This window comes from Priestia megaterium (assembly GCF_023824195.1).
Taxonomy (GTDB): domain Bacteria; phylum Bacillota; class Bacilli; order Bacillales; family Bacillaceae_H; genus Priestia; species Priestia megaterium_D.
Map to the genome: position 1 here is coordinate 2,380,812 of NZ_CP085442.1, position 18,141 is coordinate 2,398,952.

Consider the following 18,141-nt stretch of genomic DNA (forward strand, 5'->3'; position numbering starts at 1 on the left):
GATGAAAATAAAGGCGTCTACGCATGTTGTCCATCGTGCAAAAAGGAAGTTTTGCCTAGAGATTTATTGTAACTTTAGGAAAAGGGCGTGATCTTATCGTTTACTCTCGTGATGTAGCGGCTTTAGCTGATTGGTTGCTAGAAGGAGACGTTCAAAAAAGCTGGCTGCTCATTGCTCTATATATAGAAGAAGGCCATTCTTCAACTAGCGTATATACGTTTCTGACAGAAGCGATGTATGAGATAGGGAAAAGGTGGCAAGAAAATAAAATTTCAGTCGCGGACGAGCATTTGGCTACTGCAACCTGTGACTATGTGTTAACTCGCTTTCAGCTATCACAGCATCAATTGCTTCAGCGCCATCGAGCACTTCTTTTTTGCATTGAAGGAGAAGAGCATTACTTAGGCATTAAAATGATTGCAGGACTTATGAGAGAACATGGATGGGAAGTTAAAAACTTAGGAGCAAACTTGCCGCTGCCGTTTGCTCTAAAAAGCATTGAAAGATGGGACCCTGATGTAGTGTGCTTGTCTGTCTCGCAAGTACACCTCTTGCCGGATTTACAAAAGTATATTGCTGTGATTGAAAGCATGTCGCAACACCCACTTGTATTGGTAGGCAGCAGGCTTCTCAACACGCACGATTTGTGGGCTTCAGGATCCTCAAGAACCATATTCATTAATCATATTCAAGCTTTTAAAGACTGGCTTCTAATCAATAATAAAGAAAGTTCGATGCAAGATAAAATGTTAGCAATGGGGGAAGAAATATGATCAGTTTGCCGATTCAACACATTCCGGTTCCAATGTTTTTACTCAATAAAGACAACGAAATAATTGAATTTACACCAAGCGTCACAAAAAATTTTCCGCCTGTTCAGAACTTTTTAGATCTAGTTGATGAAGACAGCCAAGAAAAAGTAAAAAGAGCACTCCAGGGAAAGGAAGAAGTGCAAATCGAAGTAAATATGCGCACGTTTTCTAACCCGGTTGCTCTTTTTGATTTTCATTTTAAGCCTGATGCCTATCATTTGCTGCACGCTGTTTTCTGCTATCCTATTCATGAGCATATGACGAGTGTTCAATCAACTCTTCAACAGTTTCGCTCTATGCTTCTGCAAGACTCATCACAAGTAAACCAAGATTTTTCAGTCAGGGAAACAGATGTAGAAACGGCGAAAAAAATGCAGCTAGTTGATCTTCAGCGTCATTTTCGAGAAATGAAAACAAATGTGCTAACCATTCAAGACCTCCTAAGTATTATCCGCTCCGACGTAATTGAAGCAGGAAAAGGAGAATATATTGAATTGGTCTCTACACATTTGTTTGACATTCAAGATGTAATTAATCAGGAGCTTGAATGTTTAAGGCAGAAGAACAAAGTACATTAAGAAAGCGGCAATCGGATTTCTACCGTTGTGCCTTTTCCTTCTTCACTATCATACGAAATGCTTCCTTTATGATTACTAATGATTTTGTGACTCACCATCAATCCTAATCCTGTTCCTTTTTCTTTTGTTGTATAGAAAGGCTCGCTAATTCGTGTTAATCGATCTTTCGGCATGCCTTTTCCTTCATCTATCACTTGGATGACTACTTGATTTGTATCTGGATCAAATTTAGATACCACTAGAATAGACCCGGGGTCATCCATCGCTTCAATAGAATTTTTCACCATGTTGATAAATACTTGTTTCATATCTTTTTCAATACAATGAACAACAGGTAATTTTTCTTCAAAATCTGTTGAAATAGTAATGTTTTTAAGAATGGCCTGTGTATGCAGTAGTGTACATACGTCTTGAAGAATTAAATTTATCTGTTTATTTTCATATTTTACGACTTCGGGTTTGGCTAGAATGAGCAGTTCGCTAATAATCAGTTCTAAGCGGTTAAACTCGGACATCATGACATCCATATATTCTTTTTTATACGTTTCTTCTTGCATCATAAGCTGTAAAAAGCCCTTTAATGATGTAAGAGGGTTTCGTATTTCATGGGCAATGCCAGCAGCCAGCTGGCCAAGTGCTGACAGCATCTCTGAATTTTTGAGCATCATTTCCGACTGTTTGCGCTGTGAAATGTCTTCGCTTAACCCAATATAATGGATGATTTCATCCTGATCATTTTTAACAGGCATTAAGGCTAACTGTTCCCAAACGGTTTCTCCGTCTTCTTGAACGTAGGAAATTTCTCCGTTCCATTTTTCTCCTCTGTATACTTCATTCCAAATTTTAGGAAATCTTTTAACGCCCAGCTTTTTTGTATACAAGTCATAGAGATGTAGTCCAAATACTTCCTGTGGCGCATGCTTTTGCTCCATGAATTTTTGATTAATGTACTTAATTTTACCTTGATGATCGGTAATAAAAATGCCCGTAGGACTATGAGCTACTGCAAATGATGTAATAGCCAATTCTTCATTTGATCGTTTAATTTCTGTAATATTAATAAACGTAATAACTACACCGTTAATTAAATTCTCATTCGTACGATAAGGCATCATTTTCATGCTGTACCATTGATTATCATAGCTTTGAATTTCTTTTTGAAGGGTATTATTTGTTCTTAAAACGTGCATTGCGTCCTCGATTAGATGGTCATATCTAAAGTTATGCGAAATATGAAAGAAAGGTCTTCCGATATCTTGATGAAGAACGTTGATCACTGTTTTCGTTTCCGGCGTAAATAATTTAATATTCAGCTGCTCGTCTAAAAAGATGGTAGCAATAGTTGTACTGATTAATAAATTATCAATATCGTTGTTTAAGTCCGTTAATTCTTCAATCTTTCGCTCGTACTGATTGTTAACACTAATTAACTCTTCATTAACAGACTGCAATTCTTCATTTGTGGACTGCAGCTCTTCGTTGGAAGCAATCAGTTCTTCGTTCGTGGACTTTAGCTCCTCATTTGCTGTTTCTAGCTCTTCAATCGTCGTTTGCAAATGCTGCTGCGTGTAATGAAGCTCTTGCTCTAAATCTACTACAAGCTCACTAATGGAGCTTGTTTGATTAAGAGACAGGGGCTCTTCTTTATCAATAATGGCACCATCTGTCTGTTCATCAAACATAAGTAAGTAAAGAGAGTGATTTGTTGGAAGAGCAGATATCGTAATATTAAAGCGGCGCTGAACATTGTTTATGACAAACTCAATGTGCTGACAGCATACGCTCATACCTTGCTCTTTTACGCGTTTAATAGCTGCTCCAATGGCTAAAGAGACGTGAACTGGAACCATTTTAAAAATAGTATAGTTAATTTTACCTATAGGAACGTTAATAAGCTGAGTTGCTTCTTTTGAACAAAATATCACTTCATTGTACTCATTTAATACAAGACAAGGGCTCATAAAGTGATCAATCATCGACTGATACATCTCATCTAGTTTAAGTGAAGGAAGTGGCTTATAAAGTTGACTTGGCAGCGGCACGCTAGAAAAATCACTTTCATGCAAGTTTGCTTTTGAAAGATTAAAAGCACCTGTAATCTGCCGGCCTGCCGGCCCGGAACGCTTAAATATTTTCCACTTACTGTTGATAGGACGGAACAAATCAGACAAATTGCCTGTTGTTTCACTAGGGCCTAAAAAAAGTACGCCTTCTTCTGTCAAAGAAAAATGAAAAAGAGACAGAATACGCTGCTGCAGTTCAGCTTGGAAATAAATCATCATATTTCGACAGCTAATTAAGTCGACGTTTACAAAAGGCGAGTCTTTTCCTATATTATGCGGTGCAAAAACAATCATTTTGCGGATTGTTTTTTTTACTTGATAACCACCGTGTTTTGTTTGCTCAAAATATTCATTAATCTGAGCTGCTGAGAAGGAATGAACTTCCGCTTCTTCATAAATACCTTGACTAGCTCTTTTGATTGCATGACGATCGATGTCCGTAGCAAAGATTCGGACATCGAAATAACGGTTGATTGTTGATAAATAGTCATGAAGCAAAATAGCTAATGTGTATGCTTCTTGACCAGTAGAACAACCTGCTACCCAGATGCGGATTTCATCTTCTTGACTATGAATCTTTCTTTCAACTAATTGAGGGATGACTTGTTCTTCAATAATAGAGAATGCTTCTTTATCTCTAAGAAATTGTGTCACTCCAATCAGCAAGTCTCGCTGTAGTTCGACGATTTCTTCGGCTTCTTTACATAAATAGTCCCGGTATTCTTCCATCGTTTGAGAGGGCGGATCGAGTAAAGCCATTCTCTTTTCAAGTCGTCGCAGCACCGTGTTTTTTTTGTACATAGAGAAGTCGATGCCTGTTTTCTTCTTTATTAATGAATAAATGTATTGCAGCGTTTCTTCATTATATGTAAATTCAGTCTGGCTGACATGCGTTTGCACAAGGTCAGGCATATCAGCAGGAGAAAGAATATAATCAGCAAGGTGTGCATCAATAGCGCTTAGGGGCATATCTCTGTACTTTGCTGTGCTTTCATCTTGTACAAGTACAGTTCCGCCATACTCTCGTATCGTTTTTGCTCCTCCTGTTCCATCATTTCCTTTTCCCGATAAAATAATGGCTGTGCACCGGTGTTTTTTTACAGCAGCCAGAGAATGAAAAAAGGCGTCAATCGGATACTTTACCTGATCATTTTCTTCATAAGGACGAAGGCGAAGAGTATGATCAACAACGGTCACATAATGATGAGGAGGATTTAAATAAATTGTGTCTTCTTGTAAAGTCATCCCGTCTTGTGTCAGTTTGATATTCATTCCTGTTTTTTTTGCTAAAAGTTCTGGCATAAAACTTTTATATTTAGAGGAAAGGTGCTGCACAATAATAAACGCCATTCCATTTGGTGAAGGCATATTAGCGAAAAACTGCTCAATAGCTTCTAACCCTCCGGCAGAAGCGCCAATTCCCACAACGTGTAAATCCTGTTTCTCTATTCCTTCTGAAGACGATGGAACTGTAGAAAACGAGTTGTTCTTCATAATAGAACCTCCAATAATGTTTAGACACTTCCTAGATTGTATGTCGTTTTGTTTATTTTAATGTCGACAGCACAGCGTGGTTTACATCAAAAGTAAATTTTTTCAAAAAAACCAAGATGCTGGTACATAGGTTCATTTTAGCAAACCTATTATATTGTTCAAATAACGTTTTCAAAATTCCTCTATTTTTTCGCAAAAAAATTTTAAAGTCCAAACTATATAGTATGCCCCGATTTTCTTTATATAAACGTATTTTTATAAAAAAAATCGGTTTTTTTTGCAGAAAAAAATATTTAAAAAAGTTTTGTTTACGCTTACATATGCATAAGGTGATACGCTCAAGGAGGAAAAAAACGGTTAAATTCAACTTGACACTCTTTTTCAGCATGTTACTATAGGAACCGTTGAAAGAAACGAGAACAAAAATACGAACAAATGACAGGGGAGATTTGATGGATCAAAAACAAAAAGTTGCTTTTTTAGGTGCTGGATCAATGGCAGAAGCGATGATTTCTGGTATGGTCAATGCAAAGAAATTACCTGCTGAAAATATTATCGTAACAAATCGAAGTAATGATGCGCGACTGCACGAACTTGAAAATAGATATGGTATCACAGCAGTAAAGCGCAGCGAGCTGAAAACAGATGACATTGACGTTTTTATTCTAGCGATGAAGCCAAAAGGCGCTGAAGAGGCATTAAACGAATTAAAGCCTCAAATCAACAAAGACCAGCTTGTCCTATCTGTTCTTGCAGGGATTTCGTCTTCTTACATGGAAGAGTTATTGCATGATGAACAGCAGGTCATTCGAGTGATGCCGAATACATCAAGTATGATTCAGCAATCAGCAACGGCTATATCTCCAGGTCAATATGCTGCAATGGATGCTGTGCTAACAGCAAAAGAGCTGCTTTCTGCAATCGGAAAGGTATACGTGATTGATGAGCCTCAAATGGACATTTTCACAGGAATTGCCGGAAGTGGACCCGCTTATTTTTATTTCCTTATGGAGCATATCGAAAAAGCAGCTAAAGAAGAAGGTCTCGATCCTGAGCTAGCACGTGAAATTGGCGCCCAAACCATTTACGGTGCAGCAAGAATGATGATGGAAAGAGATGAAACGCCGACGGAGCTTCGTGAAAATGTGACGTCTCCAAACGGTACAACAGCAGCTGGTTTAGACGCCTTAGCTAAACACGGCGGCGGAGAAGCAATGATGCAAGCAGTCAAAGGAGCATCAAAGCGTTCAAAAGAAATGAGTGCTCAACTACAAAAAGTGGCAAGTACTAATTAATTCGTCACTTATCTTCTTCGTGAATTCCTCACCACAAAAAATAATCATAAACAAGAAAACATACAGAACACACTAGGAGTGATTTGATGAGTCCCGACAATAAGAAGCGGGTTGTAATTAAAATTGGAAGTAGTTCATTAACAAGTTCACACGGTGAAATCAGCAGACGGAAGCTCGAGCGCCTTGTGGATCAAGTCGTAGACTTAAAAGATAGCGGTCATGAAGTTCTATTGGTTTCATCAGGAGCTGTAGCTGCAGGCTACCGCAAGCTTGGCTGCTTAGAGCGACCTAGCTCTTTACCTGAAAAACAAGCAGCTGCCTCAATCGGTCAAGGACTGTTAATGGAGGCTTATTCAGAACTGTTTCTATCCCATGGATACGTTGCTTCTCAAATCTTAATTACGAGAGACGATTTTTCAGACGAAAATCGTTACAACAATGCACGAAATACAATTAACGTGCTGCTAGAACGCGGCATTGTGCCAATTGTCAATGAAAACGATACGGTAACCATCAATCGATTAAAATTTGGCGATAATGATACACTTTCAGCTAAAGTTGCTGGACTAGTGGATTCCGACCTGCTTATTATTTTATCGGATATCGATGGCTTATACAGCGCGGACCCTCGCCAGGATCCAAATGCAAAATTAGTTCCTCACGTAGGGGAAATCACGCAAGAAATCGAAGAATCTGCAGGAGATTCAGGAAGTTCAGTTGGAACAGGCGGTATGCGCTCGAAAATTGACGCGTTCAAAATCGCTATGGCGTCAGGAATTCCAGCATTTTTAGGAAGAGCTGGCGTGCCAAACATTTTAACACAAGCGGTTGACGGAGATGCAACAGGAACGTATTTTGAATCTGAAGATGATTCTGCGAACCTTAATCAGAAAAAGCAGTGGATTGCGTTTAACTCTGGTCCTGAAGGGGAAATAGTAGTCGAAGATGCCGCGAAACGTGCAATTATTGAAGATAAAGAGCCTTTACTTCGCGAGCACGTTAAATATATTAAAGGCCACTTTAGTGAACGAGCAGTTGTACGTATTCTAGATAAAGACGAAAATGAGCTGGCTCTTGGCGTGACAAATTATTCATCTGATGAACTTGCACAGAATGAGCCAATTGATCAACCGATTGTAGACAGCGAAGGTCTAGTGTGTCACTTAGAAATTCCAGTACCGGTCGGTTTGTAAGCAAACATGCTGTAAAGAAAAGGAGCCCTTCCTTTTCTTTGCATGATTGCATTTACCTCTTATGCCTCACACTTTAAAATCAAACAAAACTAAAACGAATCCAGGAGTGATTTGGTGTTACAAACAAATGAAAAGTATTCAGTAGAAGAACAAGCTATTTCAGCAAAAAAAGCAGCTAAGCAATTAAGTTTACTAACAACAGAACAAAAAAACGATGCGCTGTTAACCATTGCTTCTACACTTGAAAGCAACACGGAGTATATTTTAAAAGCAAATGAAGTAGACTTAAAAAACGGGAAAGAAAAAGGTTTTGATGAAGCGCTGATGGATCGCCTCGCTCTTTCAGCGGAACGTGTAAAAGAATTTGCAAATGGCCTTCGTGAGGTTGCTGAGTTAGATGATCCAACAGGAGATATTTTATCAAGCTGGACATTGGATAACGGTCTAGATGTAAAGCAAGTACGCGTGCCTCTTGGCGTTATCGGAATGATTTATGAAGCACGTCCAAACGTAACGGTAGATGCAACAGGGCTAGCGTTGAAATCTGGAAATGCCATTGTGTTAAAAGGCGGCTCTTCAGCTATTTCATCTAACCAAGCTATCGTGGACATTATTCATAAAGCTCTTGATGAAACTCCAATTCCTAAAGAAGCGGTACAGTTTATTTCAAGTACAGATCGTGCGGCTACGCAAGAACTATTTACAATGAAAGAGCATATTGACGTGCTAATTCCGCGCGGAGGGGCTTCATTGATTCAAGCGGTCGTCAATAACGCAACGGTTCCCGTGTTAGAAACGGGAGTCGGAAACTGCCATATTTATATCGATGAACAAGCTGACGTTAAGAAGGCCATTCCGATTTTGATTAATGCAAAAACAGATCGACCAGCGGTGTGTAACGCAGCAGAAACGGTTCTTGTACACAAGAACTGGCTCGATTCTCATAAAGATGAATTGATTCAAGCATTCAACGATCATAATATTGAAGTATATGGTGACAAAGTGACAGTAGGTGAAATTCCTGGAGCAAAACCAGCGGCTGAAAAAGACTGGGCTGAAGAGTATTTGCGCTTAGCAATCGCGATGAAAGTAGTAGAGAGTGTGGATGAAGCGATTGACCACATCGAAACATATGGAACAAAACACTCTGAAGCCATCATTTCAGAAGATGAACAAGCCGTTTCACGCTTCATGTCTTTAGTGGATGCAGCCGCACTGTATCATAATGCATCTACGCGTTTTACTGACGGAGGAGCTTTAGGATTTGGAGCTGAAATTGGGATTTCAACTCAAAAGCTTCATGCACGCGGTCCAATGGGACTTCCTGCGCTTACGACAATTAAATATATTATGAGTGGAAACGGACAAACTCGATAAGAAATGAAAAGCGAGCCTAATCATGTGCTCGCTCTTTTTTTTATGAAAAGCAAAACAAGTAAATGGAAGCTGATTTGTAAAAAAATATAAACTCTGTTATAATAGTAAAATATATAATTTTTGTGATCTTCATTTTTGTTCTTTTCAGACTATCCCGTTGTTTAAGAAAAGCAACTGCTATCTGCTTTGTTATAACTTCATTTTTATTTTAGTCTTTCAAGACGCCGTATGTATTCCTCAAAGATTGATTTACGGATGTATAGTATCACTTTATCTTGCACCATTTACCACATTTACACGCTAAGTTAATCTTCATTTATTATCCACTTAAAAAGTACTGTTTAAAGGAGACGATGTGTATGTATAATCGTAAAAATTTAGAGCCGGCTGTTATTGAAGAAACAAAAGTTTGGGAATGTACATCAGATACGTGTAATTGTTGGGTTCGAGATAACTTTAAAAGCGGAGATCAGCCAACTTGTCCAATTTGCAAAAGCGAAATGAAGCAAGCTGTAAAAGAACTGCAGGTTATTCATAATCCTAGAGTCATTGATTAATAACTTTTAGGAAGACGTTTTTTGAAAGGGGTTTGTGGATGTTTCTAGGAATTGATCATGTTCAGCTTCTTGGTCCAGAAGGATGCGAGCAAGAAGCAAGAAATTTTTATGAAAATCTTTTAGGAATGAAAACTGTTCTTAAGCCGGAAAATTTAAGGCACAGAGGCGGCATATGGTTTCAATGTGGGACTCAAGAAGTGCATATCAGTATTCAAGATGACTACATACCTGCTAAAAAAGCGCATCCAGCTTTTGTCGTGGAAGATATCAAGACGCTTAGACGTAAGTTGGCACATTGGGGCTGCGTTCTTTCTGAAGAAGAGCCTATTGCAGGGAGAGAGCGTTTTTTTGTCCACGACCCGTTCGGAAATCGATTAGAATTTTTACAATATGACAAATAAAAGACCTCCAAGCGGAGGTCTTTTATTTTAGGGCGTTATCTAAATACGTATATACCGTTTCTTTGCTAATTAATACTTCGTTCTCTCGGTCTTTATCTTTTTGCCACTTTTCCCGCGCTTTTGCTAATACCTTCTCGGCGTCATCCTTAGGAATGACAATGACTCCACCGTCGTCACCTGCAATAAAATCACCAGGATAGATTTTCACGCCCCCGCAGGAAATGGTTTCATTTACTGTTCCTTTTTCTTTTTTGCTGCTTGCTGCGATCGTAGAGCCCTTACAAAATACAGGGAAATTGAGCTTTTCAATGTCTTCCTGATCTCGTATAACACCATCTAGTACAATACCGCTTATTCCAACAAGCTTCGCCATGGCTACTACGAAATCTCCTGCTAAGGCACGGTTACAATAGCTTTTTCCATCAATAACGAGCACGCTTCCGGGCTCCGCTAGTCGAATCGCTTCAAGCACTGAGTAATTATTGCCAGCAGGCGTATTTACGGTAAGAGCCGGCCCAAATAGTTTGTAATGACGCTGCAATGGCTTAATAGAAAAGTCTAAGTGGTTGGCACCTTCCATTGCATCTGATAAATTTGCTGTTGATAATGGGAGCTGTTCATTCAACATCGTATCTCTCCTTTTTAACTTTAGTCTATCTATACATATTCATATAAGAGAAAGCTCTTATTTATGAGAGGGCAAGTAGATAACGTGAAGCATTGACCATCAATTAACTGCAAACGTACAGTATTAGAAGCTTTCAGAGCCAATTTTTAATGCATTGTCCTATATCTTTGAGGCGCTGTTTCCCGTATGGTATTCGTCATATAAGCACATATATCCTTTATTAGTAATAAAGGCGAAGGTTAGCCTATAAAGACATTATTAAAGAAGTGGAGAAACCAAAGAACTCTGCAAAAGTTACTTTAGATAATATTTTCGGCAAAGTATAAAATAAGCTGTATTTAACGAGGATGAAGGAAAGACCTTTGTTAGTTTTATGAATGTCTTTGATTTATACTTAAATGGTCTTATATACACACGAAATACGTGCAAATGTTTAATCCTGTGAACATTTGATGGAGCTTGATGCATTTTTATATAAAAAAGTGAAACCTTTTGGTATGATGAAACGTAGGAACATATATGGAAATCATATATGAAAAAACATATGTGACGTTAGTCATTTAGTGGAGGGAAAACAATGGTAAAAAAATTATTGGCCGCATTTATCGCATTAGCGGTTGTGTTTTCACCAGTCGGTGGATCACTTATTCATGACGGTTCAAACGTAGCAAGCGCAAAAGGGTATAAATCAGGAAAGCGCTCTTTTGACAGCGGAAGCAATAACCAATCAAGCTTATTTAAAAACAATAACAGTAATTCGGTTAAGCAAAACAATACGTCTAAAAACTCATCATCTAAAAGTACAGCGGCTAGCTCAAAGCGCGGCGGCTTAATGAAAGGTCTTTTAATGGGAGGAATTGCGGGCTTATTATTTGGAAGCTTACTATCTAGCTTAGGACCATTAGGCCCAATTTTAGGCTTTATGGTAAATATGCTTGTGATTGTAGCTTTAATTCTTCTTGTAGTAAAGTTATTCCAAAGCGTACGTAGCAACAAGCGTAAAAATGAGGAAGTGAAATCTTGGAGACAATAAAAATTTCTGAACAAGATATTATCAATGCGATGTGTTTGTATATCGCAGAAAAAAAACAAGTTCAGCCTCAAGAAGTAGAGATTGAGCTAATGTATGATGATGACTACGGTTTTTCAGCAGAGTCATACGTGCATGATCGTAAGCAGGTTCATATTACTTTGAACATCATTGAAGCGCTGCGCTTTTGGCTGGATACGGAAATGAACGTAGACCCATACGCAGCAGGACTAGAACTGGAATTAGACGATGAAGAAGGTATTATCGCTTTTGCTAAATTAAGTCGATAAACGAATCTTCAATGCAAAACCCGCTCAAGTGAGCGGGTTTTTTTATTATGATTTTAACTGTTCGTTGGAACTGGACTTATCGCGTTTTTTAGTGAAAAACCACCAGTTGGCATCTCCAAGTAATTTCATAAGAGAAGGGACAAGAAGCATTCTGACAATCGTTGCATCGATAAATATAGCTAAAGCAATTCCTACACCCATTTGTTTAACAGGTGTTACATCTGTAAAAGCAAAGGCTCCTGTAATCACAATCATAATTAAAGCAGCGCTCGTAATAATTTTACTAGTGGAAGCTAAGCCTTCTACCGTTGCCACATTATTATCGCGGGTTTGATGATACACTTCGTGAATGCGCGAAATCAAAAAGACTTCGTAGTCCATGCTAAGTCCAAATACAAGGCCAAAAACAAAGACCGGCAGCACTAAAGCAATATTGGATTGGGTAAGACCTAAATGTCCATTTTGAAACAGCCATACAAGTAAACCAAACGTAGCTGTTAAGCTTAAAATATTCATAATGATAGCCTTTAAAGGAATGAGGACAGAACGAAAAGCAATCATTAAAATGACATACGTTGAAAATAAAACAAGAGCCAAACCATACGGAGCTTTTTCATAAATTTCATCGAATATTTCTTGTTCAAATTTTGGATAGCCGCCAATATGAACGGTGAAAGGTGAACGTTTGTCTTTCCATTTTCGAACAAAATCTTTTGCTTGATCTGAATTTTGGTCTGTATCTAGCGTAGCTTTTATGAGCATATAATGTCCGTTAATGAACGAATCTACAGCTGGCTTTGTCTGCGCGCTTATCTGCGGGTTTTCCAGCATAGCTTGAAGCTGATTGCTTGATTTTACGTTTAAAGCGGTAGAAATAGAATCGACTTGCTTAACTAACGAATCTTCTTTTAATTGTTTTATAAAAGTAAAGGCATTTTTTAAAGGCTTTTCATTCAGCATATCTTGCTTAGCTTCTAACACAAAATAAACGTCTGCCGTGTTTTTATTTATAAACGTATCGTTATACGTGTCAAAAGCTTGACGGGACTCATATTTTGTTGGCAGCGCTTCTGAAGACGGTATTTCTAGATGCATGTCTCGAACGGGAATAAGTGCTACTAACAGAATGATAAGAGAAACAATAGTCATAGTTACAGGCTTTTTCATGACAAATGTAGCGAATGAACGCCACCTAGACTGACCGCCTTGTTCACTGACTTTTAAGATGCGTAAACGATTAATGCGTGTACCTAATATAGCCAGTATGGAAGGAAGCAGCGTAAGAGCTGAAAACACAGCAATAAAAACAACAGCCATTCCTCCAAGAGCGACGTTTTGAAAAATATCCACTTGAATAAACAGCATTCCTGCTAATCCAATAAATACGCATAATCCTGAGAAGATGACTGAGCGTCCCGCTGTTTGAATGGTGATTTTGATTGCTTGTTCTACCGATTTTGTTTGAATTTCTTCTTTAAAGCGATTAATAAACAAAAGGGCAAAGTCAATACTAAGAGCTAATCCAATCATTGGAATCACATTTAAAATAAAGATGGACAGCTCTGTGTACGGATGAAAGAAATACACAACACCCATGGTGGTAACGACGGTTACAATTCCTATCATAAGAGGGATTGCAGCGGCTACCACGCCGCCAAAAGCTAGAAGAAGCACAACTAAAGCAACAGGAATACCAATGGCTTCCGCTTTTGCTAAATCAGCTTGGCTTGCTGTATTCATATCTTTTTCAATAATAGGACCACCGGTTAATTTTACACTAACTTCTTTTTCTTCAGCTGAAAGAGTTCTGATCTTTTCCACTCGTTTATCCATCGTTCCATCATCGTGATTAAAGTGGATAATTCCATACGCTGTGCTTCGTTTTATCATCTTGTTAGAAGCCGTTGGTATGTCGACTTTCGACGCGTCTGATTTGTCCTTTGCTTTTTGCATATACTGAGCGATCGTTTGCTGGAATTTGGAGTCAGAAACTCCGTCTTTTTTTTCAAACAAAACGATGATCTGAGATTCGCTAACATCAAATTTATTAACTAAAAGCTGCTCGGTATCTTTATACATTCCTTTCATTTCAAATCCGTTTCCTCCTAGAACAGAAGGAAGCTTAGCCGCATAAAAGCCAAATCCGACAATTAGGATGACCCACAGTATTAATAAAATTTTTCTGCCCGCATATAATGCGTTCGCTACTTTATTCATATTAACCTCCAATTTTTTGTACAGTTACTAGACTATTTTATACTAACAGTTATTGTAATTAGAAGAAGTATTGTGTTTTTTGTTTTTCTTGCCTGAAAAAGCATTTTAGATAGATGAGCAGGGTTGTTTCCTCAGCAAAATCGTGTTTATGTTTCAAGCGATTTAGGGAACACTGTACATAAATGCACGAAGGGGGATAAAAAAGATGCAAATGAAACAGCCAGCTAAAATGACGAATAGTTATGGGTGTAAAAATGAGTATGATACATTAAAACGTGTGATTGTTTGCCCACCTACATATATGAAAATTGAAGAAATTATTAATGAAACACAAAAGCATTATGCGGACGAAAACATTGATGAGAGCTTGGCTTCAAAGCAGCACCGTCAATTTGTCGAATGCCTTCAAAAAGAAGGAGTGGAAGTCATCGGGCTATCTGCACAAGAGCCATTTCCAGAACAAGTATTTACGCGGGATATTGGCTATACGCTGGGAGAGACCATTATTGTCACGAAAATGGGAAGCGAAATTCGAAGTGGAGAAGAACAAGTGTTAGCAGAGTGGCTGCAGCGGCAAGGTATTCCTTTCCATCAGGTACCGGACCATCCCATTGAAGGTGGAGATGTGCTGATTGATGGACAAGCTATTTTTATAGCGCTCAGCGACCGTACAAGTAAAGAAGGCGTGGACCATATTCAAGAGCTGCTTCCAGCGTATGAGGTTGTTCCGATTCCTATTGATCGGTCTTATCTTCATCTTGATTGTGTGTTAAATATTTTATCACCTACAGAAGCGCTTGTATTTTCACCAGCTTTACATGAAAAAGAATTAAATTTACTTCGCATGAAATATGACTTAATTGAAGTAACAAAAGAAGAGCAGTTTACGATGGGAACCAATGTATTATCAATCGGTAATCAGCGGGTGATCAGCCTACCAATGAATACAGAAGTAAATGAAGAGTTAAGGAAACGAGGCTATAAAGTAATTGAAGTTGATATATCTGAAATTATTAAGTCCGGCGGTTCTTTCCGCTGCTGTACAATGCCTCTTGAACGAGTGTAAAAAAGCTTAAAAAGAAAAAAGATCTCGGCGATAGCCAGGGATCTTTTTTTGAAGGATGTTGTATAAAATTTCAAGTGAAAGGAACATTAACCTATATAAGCTGTTGAAGGAAAGGAGTGATAAACATGGCAAATCGTAATCCTATTTTAGTTCAAGGTGCTGAACAGCTTCTTGATCAGTTAAAAACGGAAATCGCAGGAAGACTTAACGTTCAGCTTGGCGCTGAGCAAACGGCTCGTGCAAATGGTTCTGTTGGTGGAGAAATGACGAAGCATCTTGTTGCAATGGCCCAACAGCAATTAAGTGGTGCACAAGGACACATTCGCTAGTCTGCTCTACATAAACACTCTGATGAAAAGTTCTGGCTCTTTTGAGCTGGAACTTTTTTGTGTAGGAAACATCATTCTACTTTCTCTTGGTCGTTTGATTTGAGATTTTGCTTGAAATTCTCCACTTTCAAGGTTGAAAAGTGCATAAAATGGGAAAAGAACAAAAAAAGAGAAAGTAGAGGTTTATCATGAAAAAGCTATTATCATTTGGAAAAAGTCTTGGTAAAGAAATTCAAGAAGACCAAGCAACGGGACTAGCGGCTGAGCAAGCGTATTATTATATGCTATCATTATTCCCTATGCTTATTTTACTGATATCGATTGTTCCGTATCTATCTATTAAACCGGAAGAGGCAATCGATGTCCTTCAAAGCGTTATGCCGGGAGAAACGGCTGCAATCTTTAAAGATAACGTAGCTCAATTTGTAAGCCAACCAAACGGCGGGTTACTGACTGTAGGGATTTTAGGAACCATTTGGTCCGCTTCAAACGGTATGAACGCCTTTATCCGTGCAATGAACCAAGCCTACGACGTGAAAGAACAGCGCTCGTTTATTAAAGTAAGAGGCTTGTCCATTCTTTTAACGATCGGATTAATTGTGACAATTGTTGTATCGCTTCTTTTACCAGTGTTTGGAGGGATTTTGTTAAATTGGATAAGCGAATGGTTTTCTCTCCCTTCAGGTACAACAGTGATTTTAAATATTCTGCGCTGGATTATCGGTGTCGGCATTATGGTACTTGTTTTATCCGTATTATACAGATTAGCTCCAAACAAAACGTTTCCTTTTGCTCATGTATGGCCCGGAGCACTCGCTGCTACGCTATTATGGCAGCTGACATCTTTAGGGTTCTCATTTTACGTAAGCAACTTTGGCAATTATTCTGCTACTTATGGAAGCTTAGGAGGCGTGATTGTTCTGATGCTTTGGCTATTTTTAACGGGGTTAATTCTCGTTATTGGAGGAGAGATTAACGCTATATATCACCGAAACAAAACGGCTGCCCCTCCTAAAGATACGTCTCAGGCGATGTAATAAAAAAGGAAACCTTTATAGAGGTTTCCTTTTTAACGTTTAAAGCTATTAACAAGCTGTTTAAATGAGTTGGCTGTATATTTGACCGAATCTTTTTTGTACTGTACATCGGTTTTAATAGCTGCTTGTGTTACTTTTAAGTGATTTGTTTTTTCTTTGATATGATCAGTTTCGTTTTGAAGATGTTGAGAAGTGGCATTTACAGAGTTCACAGTTGGCTTGATTTTTTTATTAAATGATACGCCTGCGTAAATAAGATACGCAAGTGATGCCAAAACAACAGCTAAGCTTATATACACAATAATCATCGTTGTGCCTCCTTTGTACGTATTTATATTTATATAGGTGAGAATAAAATATATATGAATATCATCCTCTTTATTTAATTGTTATACCCATTTTTAATAAAAACAAACAAAAGCCTGATGAGAAGACAATATATTGGATTTTTTCTGAAATTTCATTCATCATTACATATAGAGTTACCTTGAAAGGAGAGAGAAGAAGAATGCCGTTAGATCCGCATATTCAAATATTTCTAAATCAATATAATGAAATGCCCCGTCCTTCTTTAGAGGACGTTACACCCCCTCAGCTGAGAGAAATGGAAAAGATGTCTTTAACTCCTTCCAAAGAAGCAGTTAAAAAAGTATATAATCAAGAAATCCAATTAAATGAACGTCCGCTCACTATACGAGTGTATGAACCTGAAGGAACAGGGCCATTTCCCGCTCTTGTTTATTATCACGGAGGAGGCTGGGTATTAGGAAGTTTAGATAGCCATGACTCCATATGCAGATCGTATGCAAATGAAACAAACTGTATTGTGGTTTCTGTTGATTACCGCCTTGCTCCTGAGTATAAATTTCCCGCTGCAGTGAACGATGCCTATGATGCCTTGGAGTGGATTTCAGCTCACGCGTCTCAATTAAATATCGATTCAAACAAAATTGCCGTTGGAGGAGATAGCGCCGGTGGCAACCTTGCTGCGGTTGTGAGCATTTTAGCAAAAGAAAGACAAGGTCCATCCATTGTTCACCAGCTGCTTATTTATCCGTCTGTAGGATTTAAAAATCAGCACCCTGCCTCTATGAAAGAAAATGAGGAAGGATATTTTCTTTCAAAAGATCTCATGGATTGGTTTCGCCTTCAGTACTTAAATAATAAAGAAGAAGAACAGCATCCCTATAACGCTCCGGTATTACTAGAAGATTTATCGAGTCTACCAAGCGCTACCATTATTACAGCACAGTATGATCCTTTAAGAGATAGCGGAAAAGACTACGCGGACGCATTAAAAAATCACGGTGTCCCTGTCACCTATGAAAATTATGAAACAATGATTCACGGGTTTTTAGGGTTTCATGAATTTGTCCCACTCGCTCAGCAGGCGATCAATAAAAGCGCAGCTCAACTTCGTCAAGTATTTGACTCTATTTAAGGCGCAAAGATATATAGTGTCATAAATTATATGAACTTGGGAGAAGCAGCACATGGATGTGCTGCTTTTCTGTGTTGATAGGGAGAAAAGATTGAAAAGAGTTTAAAAATAGCCCATTATCCCTTTTAAAGTCATTTTGTTTGGAGTATAGTAGAAAAGTAGGATAAAAACATTTATTGACATTAAGTAAGGTGATTTTTTGAATGATAAAAAACAAGTAGGTCAGCTGATTCAAGATCTGCGAAAGATTGCGGAAATGACAACTGTCGCTTGCTAAATGTTGATACAACAAGGTTTTTAATGTATAGGTAAATAGTCCTCTAGACTAAAACT

Annotated in this window: 17 protein-coding genes; 13 read left to right on the forward strand and 4 right to left on the reverse strand. The window is 38.3% G+C overall.

What is annotated here, in order from left to right; translation table 11 throughout:
- The first annotated feature begins 95 nt into the window (after window positions 1-95).
- Both LIS78_RS12000 and LIS78_RS12005 read left to right on the forward strand, forming a co-directional pair.
- Entirely contained in the window at window positions 96-773 is a 678-nt protein-coding gene (locus LIS78_RS12000; protein ID WP_286676969.1) for a cobalamin B12-binding domain-containing protein, read from the forward strand.
- Entirely contained in the window at window positions 770-1,390 is a 621-nt protein-coding gene (locus LIS78_RS12005) for a hypothetical protein (protein ID WP_252285231.1), read from the forward strand. Before LIS78_RS12000 ends, LIS78_RS12005 begins: the two co-directional genes overlap by 4 nt.
- Here the strand turns inward: LIS78_RS12005 and LIS78_RS12010 are convergent.
- On the reverse strand, window positions 1,387-4,947 hold the full coding sequence (locus tag LIS78_RS12010; protein WP_252285232.1) for a CheR family methyltransferase: 3,561 nt from the start codon (window positions 4,945-4,947) through the stop codon (window positions 1,387-1,389). The two genes, LIS78_RS12005 and LIS78_RS12010, sit on opposite strands and share 4 nt — an antisense overlap.
- Before the next feature lie 452 nt (window positions 4,948-5,399).
- On the opposite strand from LIS78_RS12010, the gene proC reads away from it, so the two are divergent.
- From proC to LIS78_RS12035, 5 genes are all read left to right on the forward strand, one after another.
- On the forward strand, window positions 5,400-6,242 hold the full coding sequence (proC, locus tag LIS78_RS12015; protein ID WP_013056987.1) for a pyrroline-5-carboxylate reductase: 843 nt from the start codon (window positions 5,400-5,402) through the stop codon (window positions 6,240-6,242).
- A gap of 86 nt (window positions 6,243-6,328) precedes the next feature.
- Window positions 6,329-7,435, forward strand: a complete 1,107-nt coding sequence (proB, locus tag LIS78_RS12020) for a glutamate 5-kinase (RefSeq protein ID WP_195780102.1) — start codon at window positions 6,329-6,331, stop codon at window positions 7,433-7,435.
- A 114-nt stretch (window positions 7,436-7,549) separates the two neighbouring features.
- A complete protein-coding gene (locus LIS78_RS12025; RefSeq protein WP_195780101.1) occupies window positions 7,550-8,812 on the forward strand; it encodes a glutamate-5-semialdehyde dehydrogenase in 1,263 nt (420 codons plus the stop codon).
- A 359-nt stretch (window positions 8,813-9,171) separates the two neighbouring features.
- A complete protein-coding gene (locus LIS78_RS12030) occupies window positions 9,172-9,369 on the forward strand; it encodes a cold-shock protein (RefSeq protein WP_013056990.1) in 198 nt (65 codons plus the stop codon).
- 38 nt (window positions 9,370-9,407) lie between these two features.
- On the forward strand, window positions 9,408-9,770 hold the full coding sequence (locus LIS78_RS12035) for a VOC family protein (RefSeq protein ID WP_195780100.1): 363 nt from the start codon (window positions 9,408-9,410) through the stop codon (window positions 9,768-9,770).
- 22 nt (window positions 9,771-9,792) lie between these two features.
- Here the strand turns inward: LIS78_RS12035 and LIS78_RS12040 are convergent, their stop codons facing one another.
- A complete protein-coding gene (locus LIS78_RS12040) occupies window positions 9,793-10,398 on the reverse strand; it encodes an RraA family protein (protein WP_252285233.1) in 606 nt (201 codons plus the stop codon).
- A gap of 577 nt (window positions 10,399-10,975) precedes the next feature.
- On the opposite strand from LIS78_RS12040, the gene LIS78_RS12045 reads away from it, so the two are divergent.
- Window positions 10,976-11,431, forward strand: a complete 456-nt coding sequence (locus tag LIS78_RS12045) for a hypothetical protein (RefSeq protein ID WP_013056993.1) — start codon at window positions 10,976-10,978, stop codon at window positions 11,429-11,431.
- The gene (locus tag LIS78_RS12050) at window positions 11,419-11,718 is read left to right on the forward strand and encodes a YxcD family protein (RefSeq protein WP_013056994.1); all 300 of its coding nucleotides are present in this window, start codon (window positions 11,419-11,421) and stop codon (window positions 11,716-11,718) included. Before LIS78_RS12045 ends, LIS78_RS12050 begins: the two co-directional genes overlap by 13 nt.
- A 45-nt stretch (window positions 11,719-11,763) precedes the next feature.
- On the opposite strand, the gene LIS78_RS12055 is transcribed toward LIS78_RS12050, so the two are convergent.
- The gene (locus LIS78_RS12055) at window positions 11,764-13,935 is read right to left on the reverse strand and encodes an MMPL family transporter (RefSeq protein WP_252285234.1); all 2,172 of its coding nucleotides are present in this window, start codon (window positions 13,933-13,935) and stop codon (window positions 11,764-11,766) included.
- Between the two features lie 205 nt (window positions 13,936-14,140).
- Between LIS78_RS12055 and LIS78_RS12060 the strand changes: the two genes are divergently transcribed.
- The 3 genes from LIS78_RS12060 (at window position 14,141) to LIS78_RS12070 (ending at window position 16,367) form a co-directional block, all read left to right on the forward strand.
- Entirely contained in the window at window positions 14,141-15,001 is an 861-nt protein-coding gene (locus tag LIS78_RS12060; RefSeq protein ID WP_252285235.1) for a dimethylarginine dimethylaminohydrolase family protein, read from the forward strand.
- 125 nt (window positions 15,002-15,126) lie between these two features.
- The gene (locus LIS78_RS12065; RefSeq protein WP_013056997.1) at window positions 15,127-15,330 is read left to right on the forward strand and encodes an alpha/beta-type small acid-soluble spore protein; all 204 of its coding nucleotides are present in this window, start codon (window positions 15,127-15,129) and stop codon (window positions 15,328-15,330) included.
- 188 nt (window positions 15,331-15,518) lie between these two features.
- Window positions 15,519-16,367, forward strand: a complete 849-nt coding sequence (locus LIS78_RS12070; RefSeq protein WP_116072339.1) for a YihY/virulence factor BrkB family protein — start codon at window positions 15,519-15,521, stop codon at window positions 16,365-16,367.
- Between the two features lie 32 nt (window positions 16,368-16,399).
- Here LIS78_RS12070 and LIS78_RS12075 read toward each other — a convergent pair whose 3' ends face one another.
- On the reverse strand, window positions 16,400-16,675 hold the full coding sequence (locus LIS78_RS12075) for a hypothetical protein (RefSeq protein ID WP_025752355.1): 276 nt from the start codon (window positions 16,673-16,675) through the stop codon (window positions 16,400-16,402).
- Window positions 16,676-16,875: 200 nt separating this feature from the next.
- Here LIS78_RS12075 and lipP1 point away from each other — a divergent pair, with 200 nt between their 5' ends.
- On the forward strand, window positions 16,876-17,808 hold the full coding sequence (gene lipP1 / locus LIS78_RS12080) for a LipP1 family hormone-sensitive lipase (RefSeq protein ID WP_252285236.1): 933 nt from the start codon (window positions 16,876-16,878) through the stop codon (window positions 17,806-17,808).
- Window positions 17,809-18,141 lie beyond the last annotated feature (333 nt).

Coding starts and splice junctions, on each gene's coding strand:
- LIS78_RS12035 (WP_195780100.1), top strand. CDS start 9,408: ATGTTTCTAGGAATTGATCATGTTCAGCTTCTTGGTCCAGAAGGATGC.
- proB (WP_195780102.1), top strand. CDS start 6,329: ATGAGTCCCGACAATAAGAAGCGGGTTGTAATTAAAATTGGAAGTAGT.
- LIS78_RS12030 (WP_013056990.1), top strand. CDS start 9,172: ATGTATAATCGTAAAAATTTAGAGCCGGCTGTTATTGAAGAAACAAAA.
- LIS78_RS12040 (WP_252285233.1), bottom strand. CDS start 10,398: ATGTTGAATGAACAGCTCCCATTATCAACAGCAAATTTATCAGATGCA.
- LIS78_RS12055 (WP_252285234.1), bottom strand. CDS start 13,935: ATGAATAAAGTAGCGAACGCATTATATGCGGGCAGAAAAATTTTATTA.
- LIS78_RS12010 (WP_252285232.1), bottom strand. CDS start 4,947: ATGAAGAACAACTCGTTTTCTACAGTTCCATCGTCTTCAGAAGGAATA.
- lipP1 (WP_252285236.1), top strand. CDS start 16,876: ATGCCGTTAGATCCGCATATTCAAATATTTCTAAATCAATATAATGAA.
- LIS78_RS12045 (WP_013056993.1), top strand. CDS start 10,976: ATGGTAAAAAAATTATTGGCCGCATTTATCGCATTAGCGGTTGTGTTT.
- LIS78_RS12060 (WP_252285235.1), top strand. CDS start 14,141: ATGCAAATGAAACAGCCAGCTAAAATGACGAATAGTTATGGGTGTAAA.
- proC (WP_013056987.1), top strand. CDS start 5,400: ATGGATCAAAAACAAAAAGTTGCTTTTTTAGGTGCTGGATCAATGGCA.
- LIS78_RS12065 (WP_013056997.1), top strand. CDS start 15,127: ATGGCAAATCGTAATCCTATTTTAGTTCAAGGTGCTGAACAGCTTCTT.
- LIS78_RS12005 (WP_252285231.1), top strand. CDS start 770: ATGATCAGTTTGCCGATTCAACACATTCCGGTTCCAATGTTTTTACTC.
- LIS78_RS12070 (WP_116072339.1), top strand. CDS start 15,519: ATGAAAAAGCTATTATCATTTGGAAAAAGTCTTGGTAAAGAAATTCAA.
- LIS78_RS12075 (WP_025752355.1), bottom strand. CDS start 16,675: ATGATTATTGTGTATATAAGCTTAGCTGTTGTTTTGGCATCACTTGCG.